Here is a 20,515-nt window from a genome sequence, read left to right as displayed (position 1 = left end):
AGCGTAGGTTCAAGTATTTAACTATCTTTCGATTCTCCCTTAATCCCCCCTTGATCCCCCCTTAATCCCCCCTTGATAAGAGAGGTGTCGATCCCCCCTTGATCCCCCCTTGATAAGGGGGGTGTCGATCCCCCCTGCCCCCCTTGATAAGGGGGGTGCCGATCCCCCCTTGATCCCCCCTTGATAAGAGAGGTGTCGATCCCCCCTTGATCCCCCCTTGATAAGGGGGGTGCCGATAGGCGGGGGGATCTCCCTTGATAAGGGGGGTATCTGATAATTTTTAACGCCTACCTACTTATCTCACCCTTAAGATAACTGCTATAATTATTCGATTCAAGAGCCAAAAGTAAAACCAGAAATATAGAGAGCTTACTAACAAGCTCTCTATAAAGTTTAGGTCTTCTACCACTTATCTTCCAGACTAGGATTTGTTAGCAGTATTCAAGCTACCCACTTGAATATTCAGATTAATTTTTTGTCCTTCCCGGCTAATTTCTACGGGTAAATTATCGCCGATTTGAGTATTAGCCACAATTTCCTGAACTGCATCGGGATCGGTGACATTCTTACCACCTACAGACTTTAACACATCACCCGATCGCAATCCTGCTGCTGCGGCAGGAGAATCTCTCATCACCCTCACTAACAAGACACCAGAATCATCGGGGATAGTCCAATTATCAGCCATGGGACTATCGGCTAATTGTTCTTTTACCTCTGGGGTTAACTGTACCATTTGAACACCGAGATAGGGATGTTCCACCTTACCCGTGGCGATTAATTGTTCGGCGATTCTTTGGGCAGTTTTAATCGGAATAGCAAAACCTAAACCCTGGGCATTTTGAATGATAGCGGTGTTAACTCCGATAACTTCTCCCCGAGCATTTAACAAAGGTCCGCCGGAATTTCCGGGGTTAATTGCCGCATCGGTTTGCAGGAAATCCACCCGTTTATCACTAGCACCAATTTGGGAGCCATTGCGTTCCTTGGCGCTAATAATCCCCGTGGTGACAGTGTTATCTAATCCCAAAGGATTACCGATAGCGATCGCCCATTCTCCCACCTGTAAACTATCAGAATTACCTAATTTAACCGTGGGTAAATTGCTCGCTTCCACCTGTACCACTGCCACATCAGTTAAAGGATCACTACCTAAAACTTTACCATCAATAGTGCGACCATCTTTGAGGGTGACAGTCACCTTATCTGCTCCCTCGACAACGTGAGCATTGGTGATAATTTTACCGTCATTACTGATAATAAACCCCGAACCTGTACCCCTTTGAACTTGTTTTTCTCCTCGCTCTGGTATTTGAGAACCGAAGAAGCGACGGAAAACAGGATCGTTAGCAAATTCCGAAAAATCACCGCCTCCATTGACTTCCCTAGAAGCATTAATTCTTACCACCGCGGGCCCCACTTCTTGCACCACAGAAGCGACAAAATTGGTGGGAATAACTAGGGTTGAGGGAGCGGCTGCGGCTGGTGTGGTAGGGCGAGGATTATTGGTAGCGGTGGCAATATTTTGGGCTAATTCTAGAGGATTTTGACTGTAGGCGTAGGTGGCACCGATGCCTAACCCGGCACCCAAAACCAGTAAGGAGGAATAGGCAAAAAGTTTTTTCATTGCAGAAGATTTGGAGCGTTTGGGATTACCTTCGTTGAGCGGGGAAATATTATCGTTAAAAATATTGTGAGTCATAGTTTTTATTGTTTAACCATTTTGAGAAGGGAATAAAAGTCAGTCCTAATAATCGTGGGTGTGAGAGGAGTGTTTTGGAAAACGGCTTGGGACTGACTATCTCTAATTTAGGTGGGGGATATGAACTTACTGTGACGCAGACATGAACTTTTGATTACAAGCTCATTGTTTTATAGTTTTTGACAGCTATAAGCATTAATACGCATGGCACAAGTGAGATGCTCCTCAGCAGAATAGACTCACTACTAGGGAGCAATTTAGTTTTTGGGTTGCATTAATTAACTTAATCTAGGGAAGATAACAATAGAAAAAACGGAATTGTGAGGATAGTTTTATGTTTTGTTAGCCTTTGGAATGCTAGAGAAGACCCAATAACCAACCGCTTGCTAAACCACTTAAATTTGTAACAGCAAGAATCAGAAAAATATTGAAATGACTAAAGTTTTTCTTATCTAAATTGATTGTAGTATAAACCTGAATAGATAATATTACTATGATCATTATTCCCATTGCAACAAAATTGTCACGAAATATAAGACTGAGAGTAATACAACCTATCAATCCAGGAAAAACAAAGGACAAGAGAGTATGAAACCAAGCCGTATCTTTCCAGGGATCAAAAATTGAAGTTTTCTCTGAGAGCCAAAACACAGCCCTAGCTACAGCTCCAGCCACAACCCCAGTCGCAACCCAAGCCACAACCACACCCTCAGACCCATACCCAGCTAGAGTGCTAGCCCACAACAGAGCCAGAGCTCCAGCCCAAGCCAGAGCCAGAGCCACAGCCCAAGCCCAAGCCCCAGCACCAGCCACAGCCCAAGCCAGAGCCCCAGCCCAAGCCACAGCCACAGCCACAGCCCCAGCCACAGCTTCCCAATGTGCTAAACGCACGCCTAAAGCGTAACCGACTAGAGCATAAACAAGAAACACACCGATTAACCAACCCCAGGGAAGAGCTTTTAGTTTTTTCTGAAGAGAATTATCAGAAGGTTTTGGGTTAACAGGTATGCGGAGGCTAAGCAAGCGGGAATCGAAAGGATACTGAAGAGAATTTTCAGAAGGTTTTGGGTTAACAGGGGCTGTTGTTTCAGCTACTTTTGGCTCTTTCCTTGGCTGTGGGGGATTAACTTTTTCTTGACGATATTTTTTTTCTACAGGAGGCGGTGGTAATTCCAATTGTTGAAGCCAATCGGACATAGACTGAGGGCGGTTTTCTTTTTCCAAAGCCATCCCCAGAGTAATGGCTTTGTTAAGATGATCACTCAAATTTCGATTAATTTCTTTCGGTGATGTTAAGGGACGATTCTCTAAACGGCGTTCCATTGAAGGAGTCGGTTTTTGACCAGTTACCGCATAATAAAAACTGGCGGCTAGGGCGTAAATATCCACGCTCGGCTGACGATTGGCCTTGCTACCTTTATAAACTTGTTCATAGGGGGCAAAACTGGGATTTGCGGCATAATCCGTCGAACTACTACCAGCCGGAATAATCTCTTTAGCAATGCCAAAATCAATCAAGATAGCATTCCCATTGGGTTGAATCATAATATTGCCAGGGTGAGCATCTCGGTGTACCATTCCTGCTTGATGAACCACCTCTAATGCGCTACCAATTTGCCGAATATATTTTAAACATTCCGCTTCCGATAATTTTCCTTGAGTTTTCACCCTTTCCATCAAAGTTTGACCCTGAATAAAATCCATCACCAAACAGGGAACTTGACCTTCAGTAAAAAAATCGGAAATACGGACGATATGGGCATGGGGAGTCTGGGAAAATTTGGCTAACTTGCGCCCTTCCGCCTCAAATTGTCTAACATAATCCTCGTATTCCGTATCTCTTTTCTGCAAAATATCAGGAGTTTTGATCACCACTTCCATGGTGAGTTGGCGATGACGTGCTTTATAGGTCAGGCCAAAACCTCCCCGTCCCAAGACCTCAAGGATCTCGTACTTGCCATTGTGGAGGAGTTGTCCCGCTTGCCAAACCATAGAATTTTGCAATAGTTGTTTTTATCATACCAAAAAATCTGCTTTTGTCTCAAAATTGGCTTATGTTTTGGTATTTGAGTTTGTAGGGGCGAAGCATTCGGATAAAAAATTTACGGTTTCAGCGATAGGTTATTGCCCGAATGCTTCGCCCTTACGGGAGTTTGGTGGTGCTTAAGTTTACACCAATGGAACGTCTTGCATCCCATTGTGGTTAGTGAGTTTATCGAACTGCAATCGCCCTTGATCCCCCCTTGATCCCCCCTTGATAAGGGGGGTTTGATACCCCCTTGATACCCCCTTGATAAGGGGGGTTTGATACCCCCTTGATACCCCCTTGATACCCCCTTGATCCCCCCTTGATAAGGGGGGTTTGATCCCCCCTTGATCCCCCCTTGATAAGGGGGGTTTGATCCCCCCTTGATCCCCCCTTGATAAGGGGGGTTTGATCCCCCCTTGATCCCCCCTTGATAAGGGGGGCATTTGATAATTTTTAACGCCTACCTACTTAGGAGAAGATGGGGGAGAACCTGTCGGAGTTGGTTGAGGTGTAAACTTTTGCTTCATCAATTCTGGTACACCTAAAGCCGTTAATAAAGTAGCAATCGCCGCGACACCAGCCCACACTAATGTCCAATTAATAACAATGGGTTGAGATATTTTAAATTGTTCTTTTTTGGGAATAGACAAACCTAAATCCTTAAACCATGCTTGCACTGACTGAGGACGTTTATCTATGTCTAATTCCAATGCCCAAAGAATGGCTTGATTGATATTAGGGCTGATTTCTGAATTGTAGGTTTTCGGCTCAATTAAAGGCTGATGATCAATTTTTCGAGTCATCGCATTCACTGGAATTTTACCCGTTAAAAGCTCGTATAACACGGCTCCTAAACTATAAATGTCGGTAAAAGCTCCGCGTTTAGCATCACGAGAATAACACTCAATAGGCGCAAAACCTGAGGCTAATTCCTGGGTACGAGTTTTGGTTAATTCCTCATCAAAATCTAAGGCTAAACCAAAATCAATTAAGACTGCTTCTGGTTTACCAGTCCGAATCATAATGTTACCCGGTCGAATATCTCGATGCAGAAAACGGCGACTATGTACCACCATTAAAGCCTGTCCAATCTGCTCAATGTAGCGTAAGGCTTCTTTTTCTGGTAAAATTTTTGTTGATCGCCGATCTAAGGTCGTCCCATCAATATATTCCATAACCATGCAGTTAGCTTTACCCTCTGAAAATAACTCTTTAACTCGCACGATATGAGGATGATCACAACCTTTTAATTTACTCGCTTCCTGCCAAAAAAGTTTCTGTAAACGCTCAGACTCCCACAATTTAAAACCCACATCCCTCGGCGTTTTGATCACCACTGAATCACCATTGCGATCGCTGGCTCGATAGGTAATGCCAAATCTTCCTTCACCCAATACTTCCTGAATCCTGTACTGGCCATCTTTAATTTTCTTGCCCAGATCCCAAACCATTAACTCCTAGCTCCTCTGCTCACAAACATTAATTAAACTTATTTTAATAGCGATGTCATTTTCCTAGAAGTATAACCTAATGTGGTGTTAACGACCGGCGACTGGCGACCCAATTAGATAAATTTGACCTAATCTTAGGTTTTATGGCTAGGATTATCTCTTGTCTTTTTTCTCCTCCTGTCTCCTCATCTAAGGGAAGATTTTTGATTTTTACAGGATTTCTATTAATCTTTCAGCAATTCTAAGCGATAACGATACAAAGCCACAGGACGATTCGGCGCTTGGAAAAAATCCGGGGATTGGGGGGAAAGATAAATGGCTGTCACCTGATCGCCTAGAATTTTATTAGGAGATAATAACTGATAGGCGGTGGTGGTTTCCACCTCATTAAGATAAGTGTTGGTTTCTCCCCGGAAAATTTGTTGACTGATTTCCGTGGCAATAAATTGATTTTGGCTAGGAGTTTCGCTATTTCTGGCAATTACCGTGGAAATTAGTTGATGAGCGCCCCGTAAAAAGGTAATCTGACGATTGGGATTATTAGGGTCAGTTTTTACGGATAATACCGATTGATTACCTAAGTAGGCGCGACTAATTGCTAAACCATTAAAGGATCGATCGGCCACAATTGATGGTTTACTGATAATAGTGGATAAAAAGGCAGCATTTATCGGTCTGGAAATAGCTTTCTCGATGAATCTCACCGGAAACTCGATCGATTTTTCTAGGTAACGACGATTACTTTCAAAACCGGGTGTGATAATCTGGGGAGAAAGAGGAGCGGTTAAATCGATTAGGGTACTGGTGACAGTCCAACTGCCCACCATCCAATCGGGATAAACTAAATCTCCACTGGCAAAACTAACCACTGGTTTAGTCATCCAGCGAGGATAATTAGTTAAGCGATCGCTTAAATTTCCCGCTATAGATAATTCTAAATGGTTACTACAGCCTAGAATTAATACTAACAAGAACAAAATTATCCTTTGCATGGGTAAAAACATTTTTTAAGTAATATTCTTTAATTATGAACGATTTTATCAACTCCCACGCCTTTAATCTCGATTCGGCAGTAATTCCCATCGCACCCACTGGTTTTAAATCCGGTTTTATTGGCATTATTGGTCGTCCTAATGTGGGCAAATCTACCCTGATGAATCAATTAGTGGGACAAAAAATCGCCATTACTTCCCCCATCGCTCAAACTACCCGCAACCGTTTACGTGGCATTGTCACCGACGAGCGCTCCCAGATGATTTTTGTCGATACCCCCGGCATTCACAAACCCCATCACGAATTAGGCAAAGTTTTAGTTAAAAATGCCGAAAACGCCATAAATTCTGTAGATTTAGTTTTATTTGTTGTCGATAGTAGTAATTTTTTGGGCAATGGCGATCGCTATATTGCCGATTTACTGACTAAAAACCAAACTCCCACGATTTTAGGGCTAAATAAAGCCGATCAGCAACCGGAAGCCCCGGAGCCTATCGACGATAGTTATCGCACCTTAGCGGCGGAAAATAACTGGCCTCTGCTCAAGTTTTCGGCACTGGAGGGGACGGGAATCGAAGAATTACAAAATCTGTTAATTGATTCCCTCGAAGTCGGTCCCTATTACTATCCCCCCGATTTAGTCACCGATCAGCCGGAAAGGTTTATTATGGGCGAATTAATCCGCGAACAGATTTTACTGCAAACCCGTCAGGAAATTCCCCATTCTGTGGCGGTGGTGATTGAACGCGTCGAGGAAACTCCCGCTTTAACCAAGGTTTTTGCCGCCATCAATGTGGAACGAGCTTCCCAAAAAGGGATCGTCATCGGTAAAAATGGCAGTATGTTAAAAGCGATCGGCTCTTCCGCTCGATCGGCTATTCAAAAGTTAATCGCCGGGGAGGTATATTTAAAATTATTTGTGAAGGTAGAACCGAAATGGCGACAATCTCGCTCACTGTTAGCAGAATTTGGCTATCGCACCGAGGAGTGAATTGGGTTGTAGGGTGTGGGGTGTGGGGTGTAGGGTGTGGGGAGAAGCTTTTTTCAGTGTTGCCAAAGGCACGGCGTAGCCGTCCAGTAAACAGTAAACAGTAATCACTGAACTGAAAACTCACATCTGATAACTGAAAACTCACATCTGATAACTGATAACTGATAACTGATAACTGAAATGACCGATATTAAAACCCTAATTAAACAGGTACACCAAGAGGCAAAAAAAGAGGATTTTCCCATCGATACCCTGATTTACCAAGAGGCAAAAAAAGACCCCTTTGAACCGGTTTTATATGCTGGTAATCTTGCTAGTCAGTTATGCTTTTTTGGCCGGGATTTAGGACGAGATGAAGTGTATGCAGGACAACCTTTGATCGGGGCTGCCGGTAGAATGGTAAGAGAGGGATTTTTTCAAGCTTGGCAGGGGAGAAAATCTCATGATCGTCAAGAGTTATTATCGGTGTGCGATCGAATTTTCCTAACTAATACAGTTCCCTACAAACCGCCTGGTAATAAAGCTTATTCTGGGGAAGTGAAAGATCGTTTTCGTCCATTTATAGAAAAACTGCTCGTTTTTTATTGGCAAGGTGATCATATCATTCCCCTTGGCACGGAAGCTTTTAAATGGTTTGAACCCTACGGTAAACCCAGAGAAGTAGATAAATTCTATCTTGATAAAGAACGCTTTACAAAAAAACTCCTAGTTACCCTTACCGCTACTGATGAAGATGGATTAAAACAGCAAAAGGAAGTGACTTTATTGCCTCTCCCCCATCCCTCTCCTCTCAATCAAAGATACTATGCTCTTTTTCCTGATTTATTACAAAAAAGATTAACTGAATTTGCCTTTTAACTAATGAGAATTTACGGCAATCGTCCCATAAAAACCCTAGCAGGACAATTAACCCGTCCGACGACAGCAAGGGTCCGAGAAGCTTTATTTAATATCTGGCAACATAAATTATCTGGCTGTCGTTGGTTGGATCTTTGTGCGGGTAATGGTTCCATGGGTGCGGAAGCTTTATGTCGAGGTGCGAGTCTAGTAATCGGAATTGAACAATCAGGACGCGCTGGCGAAATTATCAAGGAAAATTGGCGCAATTTAGCAACTTCTCCCCAGCAATTCCAAGTAATTCGGGGAGATGTGCTGACAAAGTTAGCCACTTTAGCGGGGAAAAGTTTTGATTTAATTTATTTTGACCCTCCCTACGAAAGCGGGTTATATTTACCGGTACTAACTGCCATCTCTCAATCTAATTTATTAGATTCTCTGGGGGAAATTGCCGTGGAACATAATCCCAAATCTTGGCAAGCAATTAATCTAGAAGGTTTAACCATTTGTCGTCAAAAACGCTACGGCAATACTACGTTAACTTTTTATCAAAAAGCAGTTATCTCCTGACCACTGACTTGAAAGAGGGTGTAGGGTGTGGGGTGTGGGGTGTGGGGAGAATAAATAAAAGCAATCTCCTGACTCCTGCTGAAAATAGTCAATTTTATTGGGCAGCCTAGAAAAATTATTATTTCTCAACAAAATCACATAATTTGTCACTTTTCTTGACAATCATCCTGAGTAAAGCGAGAAACTTTCTGACAACCGCAGTTAATCGCCCCCTATTTAAGCTATTTAAAGGAAAATTAGGGTTTATTTCGATAAAATTTGCAGTAAATAGGCTGTGACCTCCTAAAAAACTTAAATCCCTTCTCCTAGTCCTTTTTTTGACCTAAAACTACCCCGAAGTTTCCTGACACGGCAGCTTAACCATCTCCCCTTAACCCTTGCTGCTCCCCAGAATATCACCTATTTTTGGTATAAATTTATACCCGACTATTTTTATCGGGTATATTTGACACCAAGATTTTGCCGGTGATAGGATGTGTGTAGATTCAGTTGACGGCAAGACAGGAAAATCATGACCCTAGCGACAAACATCAAAACCTCAAAATTCATCCCCACCTTTACCCGCTTGGTTTCTAAGGAAGGAGGGACTTCTTACCCTCTGAAAGCGCTGAATATCTGCGAAGAAACCTTTGCCCCCCTAGAAGTGGACTACGATTACGACCTCATCCGTCGTACCGTTACCAGAGAAAGCATTCAAGCAGGTCCCAATTCCATCTGGCGCTATCGTTCCTTTTTGCCGGTGGAAAGTGAAAATCCTATCGATGTGGGTACGGGTATGACTCCCCTAGTTAAATCCCACCGTTTAGCCCGGCGCTTGGGTCTAAAAAATCTCTACATTAAAAATGATGCCGTCAATATGCCCACTCTCAGCTTCAAAGATAGAGTGGTATCCGTCGCCCTTACCCGGGCCAAAGAATTAGGTTTTACTACCGTTTCCTGTGCTAGTACGGGAAATCTCGCCAATTCCACCGCCGCTATTGCTGCTCACGCCGGTTTAGACTGTTGTGTTTTCATTCCCTCCGACTTAGAAGCGGGTAAAATTCTTGGCACCCTAATCTATAATCCCACGGTAATGGCAGTTAAAGGCAACTACGATCAAGTTAACCGTCTCTGTTCAGAAGTGGGCAATACCTACGGTTGGGGTTTTGTCAACATCAATCTGCGTCCCTACTATTCCGAAGGTTCCAAAACTTTAGGCTTTGAGGTGGCTGAACAATTAGGCTGGAAACTCCCCGACCATATTGTCGCACCTTTAGCCAGTGGTTCCCTCTTTACCAAGATTTATAAAGGCTTCCAAGAATTCGTCAAAGTCGGTTTGGTGGCAGATAAAGCAGTGCGTTTTAGTGGCGCTCAAGCGGAGGGTTGTTCCCCCATTGCCCAAGCTTTCAAGGAAGGACGGGATTTTGTCGCCCCAGTTAAACCCAATACTATCGCCAAATCGATCGCTATTGGTAATCCCGCCGATGGTGTTTATGCCCTTGATATTGCGCGTAAAACCGGCGGTAATATTGAATCCGTCACCGATGCCGAAATTATCGAAGGTATTAAACTTTTGGCAGAAACGGAAGGCATTTTCACGGAAACCGCAGGCGGTACAACCATCGCCGTCTTGAAAAAATTAGTGGAAGCGGGTAAAATCGACCCTGAAGAAACCACAGTTGTTTATATCACCGGTAATGGTCTAAAAACCCAAGAAGCGGTACAGGGTTATATCGGTGAACCCCTGTTAATCGAACCGAAATTAGAAAGCTTTGAACGGGCCCTGGAACGTTCCCGCACCCTCGAACGCCTCGAATGGCAACAGGTTCTCGTCTAGAATTGATGTTCGGGGATGATGGGGCGATTATCCCCTTGCCTCATCTCCACAAGCAATTTAAATTTGCGCGCAGCTTACTGTCCTTTCCACTTTTTCCTTGATATCTATGGCCGTAAAAGTTCTCATTCCTACTCCCCTGCAAAAATTTACAGAAAATAAGGCTACCATCGAGTGTAGTGCTAGTAGTGTCGGTGATTTAATCGAATCCTTAGAAGCAAGTTTCCCCGGTATTAAGGCCCGCTTATGCGATGAAGAGGGCGCACCCCGGCGCTTTTTAAATTTCTACGTCAACAGTGAAGATATTCGCTTCCTCGATGGGACAAAAACTCCCTTAAAAGATGGCGATGAAGTCAGTATCGTTCCTGCGGTGGCTGGAGGTTAACCTCCCCATAAGTTTGTTTTCCGTCAATTGTAATTAAACCCCTAGAAAGTGATGTTTTCTGGGGGCTTTTCTTCAGGTAAGTTTTAGTTAGGGTTTGCTGAATAAATTTGAAATGTAGGCAAAGTAAAGGTTTTGGGGCTTTTCTCGCTCCCACAGGTGCAAGATTTTGAGAGAATCGTCGTTCAAAACCTTGCGTCTTCATCGGTCCGCGTCCTGTAGGGGCGAAGCATTCGGACAATAACCTATCGGTGAAAAGGTAGATTTTCTATCCGAATGCTTCGCCCCTACTTATTCAGCAAACCCTAGTTAGGGTTGCCAGAAAAACCTAATCTTTGTGTCCTTTGTGCCTTTGTGGTTGTTCATATTATTATAAGCTGAGACACATTTGGTCAATTGCCATAGAAGTTCTCATCTAAGATTTGCTCTGGCAAGAAAGGACAAATTTGAGGATAATCATTTTCTGGGGGAATCCGAACACCAAATTGAGCAAGTTTCCCTTCCTTAATTGCCACTTGACGAGCATCTGGATAAGCTTCCTCGATAGCAGTTTCTAGATAGGATTTCAGGGAAGGTGTATTGCGTAAGTTTTTCTCAATTCGCTGGCGATGCTCAATAATAGAACAATACCAGCTATCCTTCATTGATGGCGGTGCGTCCTGCTGTACTTTTAATTTGAGCAAATGAGCTAAAAGAATCATCAAATTACTTTCTAAAGTTCTTTTTTCCGATTTTCCCAACTCGGTTAACTCCTCAATTAAGTTATCAGTATCCAGCGCAGCAAATTCCCGCTTCTGTAGGTGGCTAATTGTTGTTGCGAGCCATACTTGAAAATCTTGTTCGTAGAGAGTTTTGGACATAGCAATAAGTTGTTCCTTCGAGTCAATAACTAGATTGGTAACTAAGCGGCTACAATTCTCAAGGCGTTACTAATTTCTAGCTTCCCTTGTAGTTTACCAAAAAATCACCTAAAATGGAAACTATCTGTATCCCTTGCTGACTGCATCTGGCTCCCTACACCATTTTCTACTATCTTTGAGCAAACCGGCGAAAGATAAGGAGTTAAAACTATGCCTTTAAGTTGGAATGAAATAAAAAATCGCGCCATCGCTTTTCAAAAAGAGTGGGAAGGAGGGACTTCAGAAAAAGCAGAATCTCAGTCTTTTTGGAATGAGTTTTTTCATGTCTTTGGCATTTCACGGCGTAGGGTAGCCAGTTTTGAGCAACCGATAAAAAAAGCCGATAATAAACAGGGTTTCATTGATTTACTCTGGAAAGGAACGATTTTAGTTGAGCATAAATCGAAGGGGAAAGATTTAGAAAAAGCCACACAACAGGCTAAGGATTATTTTCCCAATTTAAAGGAACATGAGTTACCGCATTATATTTTAGTATCGGATTTTCAACGGTTTAAATTATATGATTTAGATTCGGGCAATCAATGGGAATTTGAATTAAGTAATTTTGTTGATAACGTTCATTTATTTGATTTTATTGCTGGTTACGAAAAGCGAGTTTATAAAGACGAAGATCCCGTCAATATTCAAGCTGCCGAGTTAATGGGAAAACTTCATGATTGCCTCAAAGAAATTGGTTATATGGGGCATAATTTAGAAGTTTATCTAGTGCGTTTATTATTTTGTTTATTTGCCGATGATACGGGTATTTTTAACAAGGGTATTTTCTGGGAATATATTGATCTACATACCAAGGAAGATGGCAGTGATTTGGCGATGCACATTGATGCTATTTTTCAGGTTTTGAATACACCAGAAGAAAAAAGATTAAAAAATCTCGATGAGAATTTAACTCAATTTCCCTACATAAATGGCAAGTTATTTGAGGAGTCATTACCCCTAGCGGCTTTTGATAGCAAGATGCGAGTCATGTTATTAGAAGCTTGTGCTTTTGATTGGGGAAAAATTTCCCCTGCTATTTTTGGCTCTATGTTTCAAGCGGTAATGAATCCAAAAGAGCGACGCAATTTAGGGGCGCATTATACCTCCGAGAAAAATATTCAAAAGGTGATTAAACCGTTATTTTTAGATGATTTACACAGAGAATTTGAGAAGGTTAAAGGCAATCGCAATAAATTACTAGAATTTCAGAAAAAGATTGCTAATTTATATTTTCTTGATCCTGCCTGTGGTTGCGGCAACTTTTTAATTATTACCTATCGGGAGTTACGAGATTTAGAGATTTTGGTATTACAGGAGTTAGATAAAACGGGGCAGTTAGTAACAGATATTAGTACCATTATTCAGGTAGATGTCAATCAGTTTGCGGGTATTGAATACGATGAGTTTGCGGTGAGGGTGGCTGAGGTGGCAATGTGGTTAATTGATCATCAGATGAATATTAAAGTTAGTAATACTTTTGGTCAATATTTTGTGCGTTTACCATTAAAGAAAGCGGCGAAAATTGTTCATGGAAATGCCTTGCGGATTGATTGGGAGGAAATTGTATCAAAAGAGAAGCTCAATTTTATTTTAGGGAATCCTCCTTTTGTTGGTGCGATGATTATGAATGATGAGCAAAGGAATGATATGGCTTATGTTTTCGACGGTGAGAAAGGAATAGGCGTTTTAGATTATGTGTGTGCATGGTATATTAAGGCTGCTCAAATAATTCAGGGCAATAGAATCAGGGTTGCTTTTGTTTCCACAAATTCTATATCTCAAGGGGAGCAAGTTGCCTTACTTTGGAATATTCTTTTTCAAAAATATCATTTAAAAATTCATTTTGCCCATCGTACTTTTAAATGGAGTAATGAAGCAAAAGGAAACGCTGCAGTTCATTGTGTTATTATTGGCTTTGGAAGTTTTAATATAACAACTAAAATCCTATTTGATTATGAAGATATTCAAGGTGAATCATTAGTTGTTCAGTCGAATAATATTAATCCTTATTTGGTTGATGGAAGTGACATCATTATTAATAACCGAAGTTTTCCCTTATCTAATGTTCCATTAATGCGTTTTGGTAGTATGCCAAGAGATGGTGGTAATTTTATTTTTACAGAACCAGAAAAAGAAGAATTTTTTAAATTAGAGCCGAAGGCAGAAAAATGGATTAAACCTTATACAGGAGCGCAAGAATTTATTAATGGTTATAGTCGCTACTGTCTATGGTTAGTTGATATTTCTCCCAGGGAATTAAAGACATTACCAGAAGTCATCAAAAGAGTAGATAGGGTTAAAAATTTTAGATTAAAAAGTAAAGCTGCTGCTACTCGTAAATTTGCGGCGACACCTACTCTATTCTGTCAAATAGCACAACCTGATACTAATTATTTACTTGTTCCCCGTGTCTCATCTGAAAGAAGAAAATATATTCCGATAGGTTTTATGAATAAAAATGTGATTGGTAATGATCAAGTTTTATTAATTCCTAATGCCAATCTATATTTATTTGGTATTTTAACTTCAGAAATGCACATGGCATGGGTTAAATATGTGTGTGGCAGATTAAAAAGTGATTATCGTTACTCAAAAGATATTATTTATAATAACTACCCCTTTCCAGAAAATATCACCGACAAACAAAAACAAACCGTTGAAACTTGCGCTCAAGCTGTGCTAGATACAAGGGTAAAATATCCCGATAGTAGCCTTGCGGATTTATACGATCCTTTAACTATGCCTCCCGACTTGCTCAAAGCTCACCAAAAACTTGACAAAGCTGTTGATTTGTGTTATCGTCCCCAACCCTTTACCAGTGAATTAAACCGTATTGAATACCTCTTTGAACTCTACGAAAAATTAACCGCTCCCCTACTCCCTACCAGCAAACAAAAACCCCCGAAAAGAAAAAATCCTCAATAACGAAGACAAAAGGCAACAGGCAAAAGGCAATAGGCAATAGGCAAAAGGAGATTATTTTTATTTATTCTCCCCATCACCCCACACCCCACACCCCACACCCCACACCCCACACCCCATCACCCCACACCCATCCCTAAGCGCCGCAATTCCGGAGATTATATAAAAAAACACCCAGAACAATCGGGGTGATGGACAATACTAAAGGTTGTGTAGGTCATCAGAAAAGCCCTGTCAGGGTAAAATACTATGAAACTAGCGTCACGAGTCAATCAAGTCACCCCCTCCCTTACCCTAGCTATCGACTCTCTGGCCAAGGAAATGAAGAAAAACGGCGAAGATGTCTGTAGTTTTAGCGCCGGGGAGCCAGATTTCGACACACCCACTCACATCAGAGCTGCCGCGAAAAAGGCCCTCGATGAGGGAAAAACTCGCTACGGACCGGCTGCCGGGGAAGCGGGGTTAAGAAAAGCCATCGCCGAGAAATTGCTGCGGGATAATCAACTAGCATACAATGCCGATAATGTCATCGTTACCAATGGGGGTAAACAGTCTCTCTACAATCTAATCATGGCGTTAATTGAAGCGGGGGACGAAGTAATTATTCCCGCACCCTACTGGTTGAGTTATCCTGAAATGGTGACGTTAGCGGGAGGAACATCGGTTATAGTCAACACTAGCCTAGAGAATCAGTATAAAATCACCCCCGAACAGCTAGAAGCGGCAATTACACCGAAAACTAAATTATTTGTTCTCAATTCTCCCTCTAATCCCACCGGTATTGTCTATACTCCCGAAGAAATCGCAGCTTTAGCAAAAATTGTGGTTGAAAAGGATATTTTAGTGGTTTCCGATGAAATTTACGAGAAAATCCTCTATGATGGCGCAATTCACCGCAGTATCGCTTCTTTTGGTCCGGAAATCTTTCAGCGCAGTATTATTAGTAATGGTTTTGCTAAAGCTTTCTCGATGACGGGGTGGCGCGTCGGTTACATAGCAGGACCGGTGGAAATTGTCAAGGCTATGACTAAGATCCAAGGTCATAGTACCTCTAATGTCTGCACTTTTGCCCAGTACGGTGCGATCGCTGCTTTAGAGAGTCCCCAAGATTGCATCGAGGAAATGGTCAAAGCTTTTAGCGAGCGCCGACAGTATATTTTAGAACGAGTGCGATCGCTACCTGGACTCAATTGTCCTACTCCCAACGGTGCTTTTTATGTGTTTATCGATATTAGTCAAACTGGTTTAAAATCCCGGGATTTTTGTCAGAAACTCCTCGAAACCCAAAAAGTAGCCGCTATCCCCGGTATTGCTTTCGGTGCTGATGATTGTATTCGTCTTTCCTATGCTACAGACCTAAAGACGATTGAAAAAGGATTCGATCGCATTGATCAGTTCATCGGCAGTTTGTAGGATGATTACTTTATCTGTTAGGGTGAATTTTGTTCGCCCTTTTTTTTCGGGTTTTAACAGCCAATTAAGTAAGTGGTTTCAATTAAATTGAAGATAGATTTTGTCTTTGATCCCCCCTGCCCCCCTTGATAAGGGGGGTGCCGACCCCCCTTAGTCCCCCCCTTAATCCCCCCTTAATAAGGGGGGCATCTGACAATTTTTAACAGCCAATTATCTGTAATTTCTAGAGGTATTAAGATGAGTGGGATCAAGTTAGAAGATATTAGGGAAATTACCAAGAATACTCAAGGAAAAGGATATTTAATTATCTTTAATGATAACAGAGTAATTATTTTATATAAAAAAAGAACTATTGCTGCTTTGCTAACTCTGATTAGGTATGGAGAAGGTTGTGAGAGCTATCTAACTAATGCGACCAATAATTTGCAAGAGATAAAAACTATACTCAAGGGTAAAATTTCTGAAAATTTAATTCAAGATTCCTATGCTGATGCTAATAAACCCTTTAGCGAACTTTGGAATGAAGAGGGATTTAATTTTATTCATGCTCCCCCAGGACAAAAAAGATTAGGCAGTCAAAAATATATTTTAGATAGTTCCGATCATCAACGACTTTTTACCACTACTAAACCACCGATTAGAACACCTCCCTCATCCCTAATTCAGAGAAATATCTTAGAACAACAAAAAAATAAATGTAATTTTTGTGGCTCAATTCTTAAAAAGAAAGAAAATATCAATCAAAATACCTATGCTAGGGATCGAGTGCGTTTAGTTTGGGATCATCGGATTCCCGTAGAAAAAGGTGGAAATAGTGCCGATGACAATTTTCAAGCTCTCTGCTTCTATTGTAATAAATGCAAATGGCAAATCTGTAATCTTTGTAACTATGCTCCTGATAAATGTTCAGAATGTGTCTTAGCTTTTCCTGAAGTAACTAAGATTATTTTCCCCAGTCAAGAAAATATTGAAGACCGGCTAAATCGAGCTAATTAAGTGATTTAGTAATATTTATACCAATATGTTTAATGACTGGGGGACAGACAGCGTTAGAAAGTTGTTTAATAGCAGCGGTGCGAGAAACAGGAAAATAATAATCATCGGGAAATCCCATTAATCTTTTTATTTCTAAGAGACTTAAATGTCTTCTTTCCTTGCTATACACTGGAATCATGGCACCACCACCGCTAACACTAACCGCAAAAGTAGGAAAGGGTTTTTGGATAGAAATTGCTCGGATGCCACTAGATCTCATTTGATAAATACAATTATCATAATCTACATTAACACTTGCCCTTTCAATACTTATTCTTGTTTTTGGCAGTTGAAAAGATAATTGTTCGGCAGTAATTCTGCCAGCATAATAATCAATATACTGCTGCCATTTTTCCGATATGGGAATTGAATAATCCCCTGGAACAATAATTTTTTCAATACCCACTTCTGCATGGCAAGGTTGGGGAAATTGAAAGTTTTTAATTCCTAAATCCTTTCGGAAAGCCAATAAAAAAAAGCGAGGTCTTGATTGAGGAATTTGGAAATATTTACTATCGATAACTGCATAAAAAGCCAGATAATTTATTTCCTTTAACTGGATTAATATATCTTTTAATATCTGCCCTTTATTTAAGCGCAGGATATTACTAACATTTTCAAGAAAGATAACTTTAGGCTTTTTTTCATGGCAAATTCTGAGAATTTCCTGAATGGCTAGTCCGCGACTGTCTTGCCAACCTTTTTGTTGTCCTGCTCTGGAAAATGGCTGACAGGGAAATCCCCCACAAAAAACCTCAAAATCGGGAAGTAAGCTAGGAATTAAAGCTTCAACATCTTGCGGTTTCATGGATTCATGAAAATTGTGATTGTAGGTTTTCACACAATCTGGGTTATTTTCGTTGCTAAAAACACATTGCCAACCGATTTGTTCAAGACCGAGACGAAAGCCACCAATTCCCGCATAAAAATCGGCAAAAGTCAAGCGACTATGGGTAAAATTTTTGTTAGCTGGACGAATAGGTAACTCGTTCATAATGTTGATTGAATAACCGAGAGTCTTATCTATTTTCTCAGATATTATTGTACTAGATGCCCAGGGGGACAGATGGACAGACAGGGGGAGAATGTGATTAACTTTCCCTAGGGGCTTTTGTTAAGTTACATTAAGCCCTACAATAAAATTCCAGTGAGTTAGACGAAATTCGCTCGATCGCTCGGTTTTATCTGCTCCTAGCTGAGATAGAGAAAAGATAGCGCACCGAGAAACAGAAAACTTGAGCTACTCAAGCCTTCGTCAATACTGCCCTGTTATCCATCTTAAGTTATAACCTAGTGTCCCAAACCCTACCTAAACCTGCCCTAAAAAGAGAATTTTTGCCATTTACCCTACAGGATATCCGTCTAGCTATCCCGGCCCGTTGCTTCCAATCAAGCGTTTTTCGCTCTTTAGCCTACTTTTTTTTTGATATTGGCATCATTACCCTACTTTACTGGATAACTTACCAGATTAATCAAGCATGGTTCTTCCCACTTTTTTGGTTTATGCAGGGAACCATGTTTTGGGCCTTATTTGTCGTCGGTCACGATTGCGGTCACGGTTCCTTTTCCCGTTATCGTTGGTTAAATAACTTAATCGGTCATCTCAGTCATACTCCCATTCTCGTACCTTTCCACGGTTGGCGCATCAGTCATCGCACCCATCACGCTAATACCGGCAATATCGACACCGATGAAAGTTGGTATCCCGTCACGGAAACCCAGTATAACAATATGGCTTGGTACGAAAAATTAGCTCGTTTTCAGCTAATTTTATTTGTTTATCCCCTTTATCTTTTCCGTCGTTCCCCTAATAAACAGGGGTCCCATTTTATGCCCGAAAGCCCCCTCTTTCGCCCCTCGGAACGGTGGCAGGTACTGACTAGCACCGTTTGCTGTACCTTTATGTTAGGTCTATTAATCGGGGTGGGTATCAGCTACGGCTTTTGGTTTCTGTTTAACTACTACATCATGCCCTATATCGTCTTTGTGGTTTGGTTGGACTTGGTGACATTCCTACACCACACCGAAGATGATATTCCCTGGTATCGCGGTCAAGACTGGTACTTTCTCAAAGGGGCGCTTTCTACCATCGATCGCGATTATGGCATCTTTAATCCCATCCATCACCAAATTGGTACTCACGTCGCCCATCACATTTTTATCACTATTCCCCACTATCATCTCCAAGAAGCAACCGAGGCTATCCGTCCCGTCTTAGGAGACTATTATCGCGTCTCGAAAGAACCGATTTTCAGATCTCTCTGGCGGTCCTACCGCAATTGTCATTTTGTCAGTGACCAAGGCAGTAAGATTTTTTACCGCAAAAACTGATCCTGTCTTAGCTATGAGGAGGAAACGGCAGCAAAATCTGCCTCCTCCTCTCACACCGAGAATAGTTGCCAAAACTGGGGATAAAGTCTTTGTCTTTATTTGATTTATTGGCAAGGAATTAAGCTGATGCAGTGAAATTGAACGACTTACAAAGGGAATGACATTGGCAGAATTGGCCAAGAATCAAACAAATATCCAAGCGTTTCTCTAGGATTTGATCATTTTGCTTTTCAACAGCTACTGGCAAGAGGATAGGCGTTGTCAGATGTAAAGATGAATCAAGCAAAAGTGTAGGGAACTGGAACATCCTTAAACTTAAGGTCATGAATTAGAAGCTTAAGGGAATTTTCTAATTTGCCGGCTCTCCCAGGTTTGGTGGGTAAAATGTATTCTAAGATACATTCCTCAAGAGCGAGGGGGTGGAACGAACCACAAAGACACAAAGGACACAAAGATCGATCAATCCTATGTAAGTTAAACTTATCACACAGAACCTAGAAGAGCCATTTGCCTTCTCATCTCTTTATCTGACAACGCCTAGAACCAGCACAGGTTCGTCGAGTCCTACAGCTTGTAGCACCGTTATCTGTAAATATTCTCATTACCCCTTCGTTTAACTGAATATATTCCGATATAATCAAAGACAGGTCATTGAACGTTGAGGAAATACCGTGAACATCAGCCTAGATTTACCTTCAGAGCTAGAGAATGAGTTATCTACAAAATCCTCCTAAAACAGGGCTAGAGCTAGTTGCTTATTGGGAAAGCGTTGGGGTTATTGGCTCCCCACCTGATATTGCTTTTGGGCATAATAAACCCTTGGCACTTTCAACGTGAACCACTATCGAGTCATCCCGGGCTTGAGCATTGATTATGCTTGTGGAGTCCATCTGTTATCATCTTGGGTAGTTCTCTAAGGATTTAGTCCCTATGAAATGGCGAGTGATACTTGAACCCGATCCCGATACAAAAGAATGGGCAATTTGGTGTCCGGAACTGCCCGGATGCACATCTGCCGGTATTGTAAGGTTTTGTAAAAAATATATGCAAATGACTGCAAACAACTGCTAATATGGTTAGTACAAGTTTACGTTGCAGTTCACATGAAACTATCAGATTATGCTAAGAAAAAAGGGATCAGTTATGA

General features: G+C 41.6%; 15 protein-coding genes. 9 read left to right on the top strand and 6 right to left on the bottom strand.

Translation table 11 applies throughout. The annotated features are described in order from the left end of the window. Positions 1 to 421: 421 nt before the first annotated feature. From EWV60_RS10740 to EWV60_RS10725, 4 genes are all read right to left on the bottom strand, one after another. Positions 422 to 1,702 (bottom strand): HhoA/HhoB/HtrA family serine endopeptidase, encoded by a 1,281-nt coding sequence (locus EWV60_RS10740; protein WP_287232244.1) that lies wholly within the window; start codon positions 1,700 to 1,702, stop codon positions 422 to 424. A 357-nt stretch (positions 1,703 to 2,059) separates the two neighbouring features. Then, positions 2,060 to 3,694: a serine/threonine protein kinase gene (locus EWV60_RS10735; protein ID WP_287232243.1), complete on the bottom strand. Its 1,635-nt coding sequence runs from the start codon at positions 3,692 to 3,694 to the stop codon at positions 2,060 to 2,062. A gap of 501 nt (positions 3,695 to 4,195) precedes the next feature. Beyond that, positions 4,196 to 5,182, bottom strand: a complete 987-nt coding sequence (locus EWV60_RS10730) for a serine/threonine protein kinase (protein WP_287232242.1) — start codon at positions 5,180 to 5,182, stop codon at positions 4,196 to 4,198. 224 nt (positions 5,183 to 5,406) lie between these two features. Continuing rightward, on the bottom strand, positions 5,407 to 6,174 hold the full coding sequence (locus EWV60_RS10725; protein WP_110580364.1) for a DUF6816 family protein: 768 nt from the start codon (positions 6,172 to 6,174) through the stop codon (positions 5,407 to 5,409). Between the two features lie 35 nt (positions 6,175 to 6,209). On the opposite strand from EWV60_RS10725, the gene era reads away from it, so the two are divergent. The 5 genes from era to EWV60_RS10700 all read left to right on the top strand — a co-directional run bounded on the left by era (position 6,210) and on the right by EWV60_RS10700 (position 10,771). Then, on the top strand, positions 6,210 to 7,166 hold the full coding sequence (gene era, locus EWV60_RS10720) for a GTPase Era (RefSeq protein WP_287232241.1): 957 nt from the start codon (positions 6,210 to 6,212) through the stop codon (positions 7,164 to 7,166). Between the two features lie 180 nt (positions 7,167 to 7,346). Beyond that, on the top strand, positions 7,347 to 8,024 hold the full coding sequence (locus EWV60_RS10715; RefSeq protein WP_287232240.1) for a uracil-DNA glycosylase family protein: 678 nt from the start codon (positions 7,347 to 7,349) through the stop codon (positions 8,022 to 8,024). Positions 8,025 to 8,027: 3 nt separating this feature from the next. Continuing rightward, positions 8,028 to 8,573, top strand: a complete 546-nt coding sequence (rsmD, locus tag EWV60_RS10710; protein ID WP_149106465.1) for a 16S rRNA (guanine(966)-N(2))-methyltransferase RsmD — start codon at positions 8,028 to 8,030, stop codon at positions 8,571 to 8,573. Between the two features lie 511 nt (positions 8,574 to 9,084). Beyond that, positions 9,085 to 10,389 carry a threonine synthase gene (thrC, locus tag EWV60_RS10705; RefSeq protein ID WP_002750866.1) on the top strand — a complete coding sequence of 435 codons (1,305 nt, stop codon included), beginning with the start codon at positions 9,085 to 9,087 and terminating at the stop codon, positions 10,387 to 10,389. Between the two features lie 106 nt (positions 10,390 to 10,495). Next, positions 10,496 to 10,771, top strand: coding sequence for a MoaD/ThiS family protein (locus EWV60_RS10700; RefSeq protein WP_002735127.1), 276 nt, complete (start codon positions 10,496 to 10,498; stop codon positions 10,769 to 10,771). Positions 10,772 to 11,160: 389 nt separating this feature from the next. Here the strand turns inward: EWV60_RS10700 and EWV60_RS10695 are convergent, their stop codons facing one another. Further along, the gene (locus EWV60_RS10695; RefSeq protein ID WP_046662854.1) at positions 11,161 to 11,628 is read right to left on the bottom strand and encodes a DUF29 domain-containing protein; all 468 of its coding nucleotides are present in this window, start codon (positions 11,626 to 11,628) and stop codon (positions 11,161 to 11,163) included. Between the two features lie 210 nt (positions 11,629 to 11,838). Between EWV60_RS10695 and EWV60_RS10690 the strand changes: the two genes are divergently transcribed. From EWV60_RS10690 to EWV60_RS10680, 3 genes are all read left to right on the top strand, one after another. After that, positions 11,839 to 14,592, top strand: a complete 2,754-nt coding sequence (locus tag EWV60_RS10690; protein ID WP_287232239.1) for a DNA methyltransferase — start codon at positions 11,839 to 11,841, stop codon at positions 14,590 to 14,592. 246 nt (positions 14,593 to 14,838) lie between these two features. Next, complete coding sequence (locus tag EWV60_RS10685) at positions 14,839 to 16,002, top strand: pyridoxal phosphate-dependent aminotransferase (protein ID WP_016514797.1); 1,164 nt, start codon at positions 14,839 to 14,841, stop codon at positions 16,000 to 16,002. Positions 16,003 to 16,239: 237 nt separating this feature from the next. Then, positions 16,240 to 16,998: an HNH endonuclease gene (locus EWV60_RS10680; RefSeq protein WP_287232238.1), complete on the top strand. Its 759-nt coding sequence runs from the start codon at positions 16,240 to 16,242 to the stop codon at positions 16,996 to 16,998. On the opposite strand, the gene EWV60_RS10675 is transcribed toward EWV60_RS10680, so the two are convergent. Then, positions 16,991 to 18,031 (bottom strand): DNA cytosine methyltransferase, encoded by a 1,041-nt coding sequence (locus EWV60_RS10675; protein ID WP_002737648.1) that lies wholly within the window; start codon positions 18,029 to 18,031, stop codon positions 16,991 to 16,993. The two genes, EWV60_RS10680 and EWV60_RS10675, sit on opposite strands and share 8 nt — an antisense overlap. A gap of 299 nt (positions 18,032 to 18,330) precedes the next feature. Between EWV60_RS10675 and EWV60_RS10670 the strand changes: the two genes are divergently transcribed. Beyond that, positions 18,331 to 19,368 (top strand): fatty acid desaturase, encoded by a 1,038-nt coding sequence (locus EWV60_RS10670; protein ID WP_016514798.1) that lies wholly within the window; start codon positions 18,331 to 18,333, stop codon positions 19,366 to 19,368. Positions 19,369 to 20,515 lie beyond the last annotated feature (1,147 nt).

It is taken from the genome of Microcystis sp. Msp_OC_L_20101000_S702 (assembly GCF_007095705.1).
GTDB lineage: Bacteria > Cyanobacteriota > Cyanobacteriia > Cyanobacteriales > Microcystaceae > Microcystis > Microcystis ichthyoblabe_A.
Note: the sequence above shows the minus strand (reverse complement) of the source record. Positions and strands in the feature narration are given on the sequence as shown.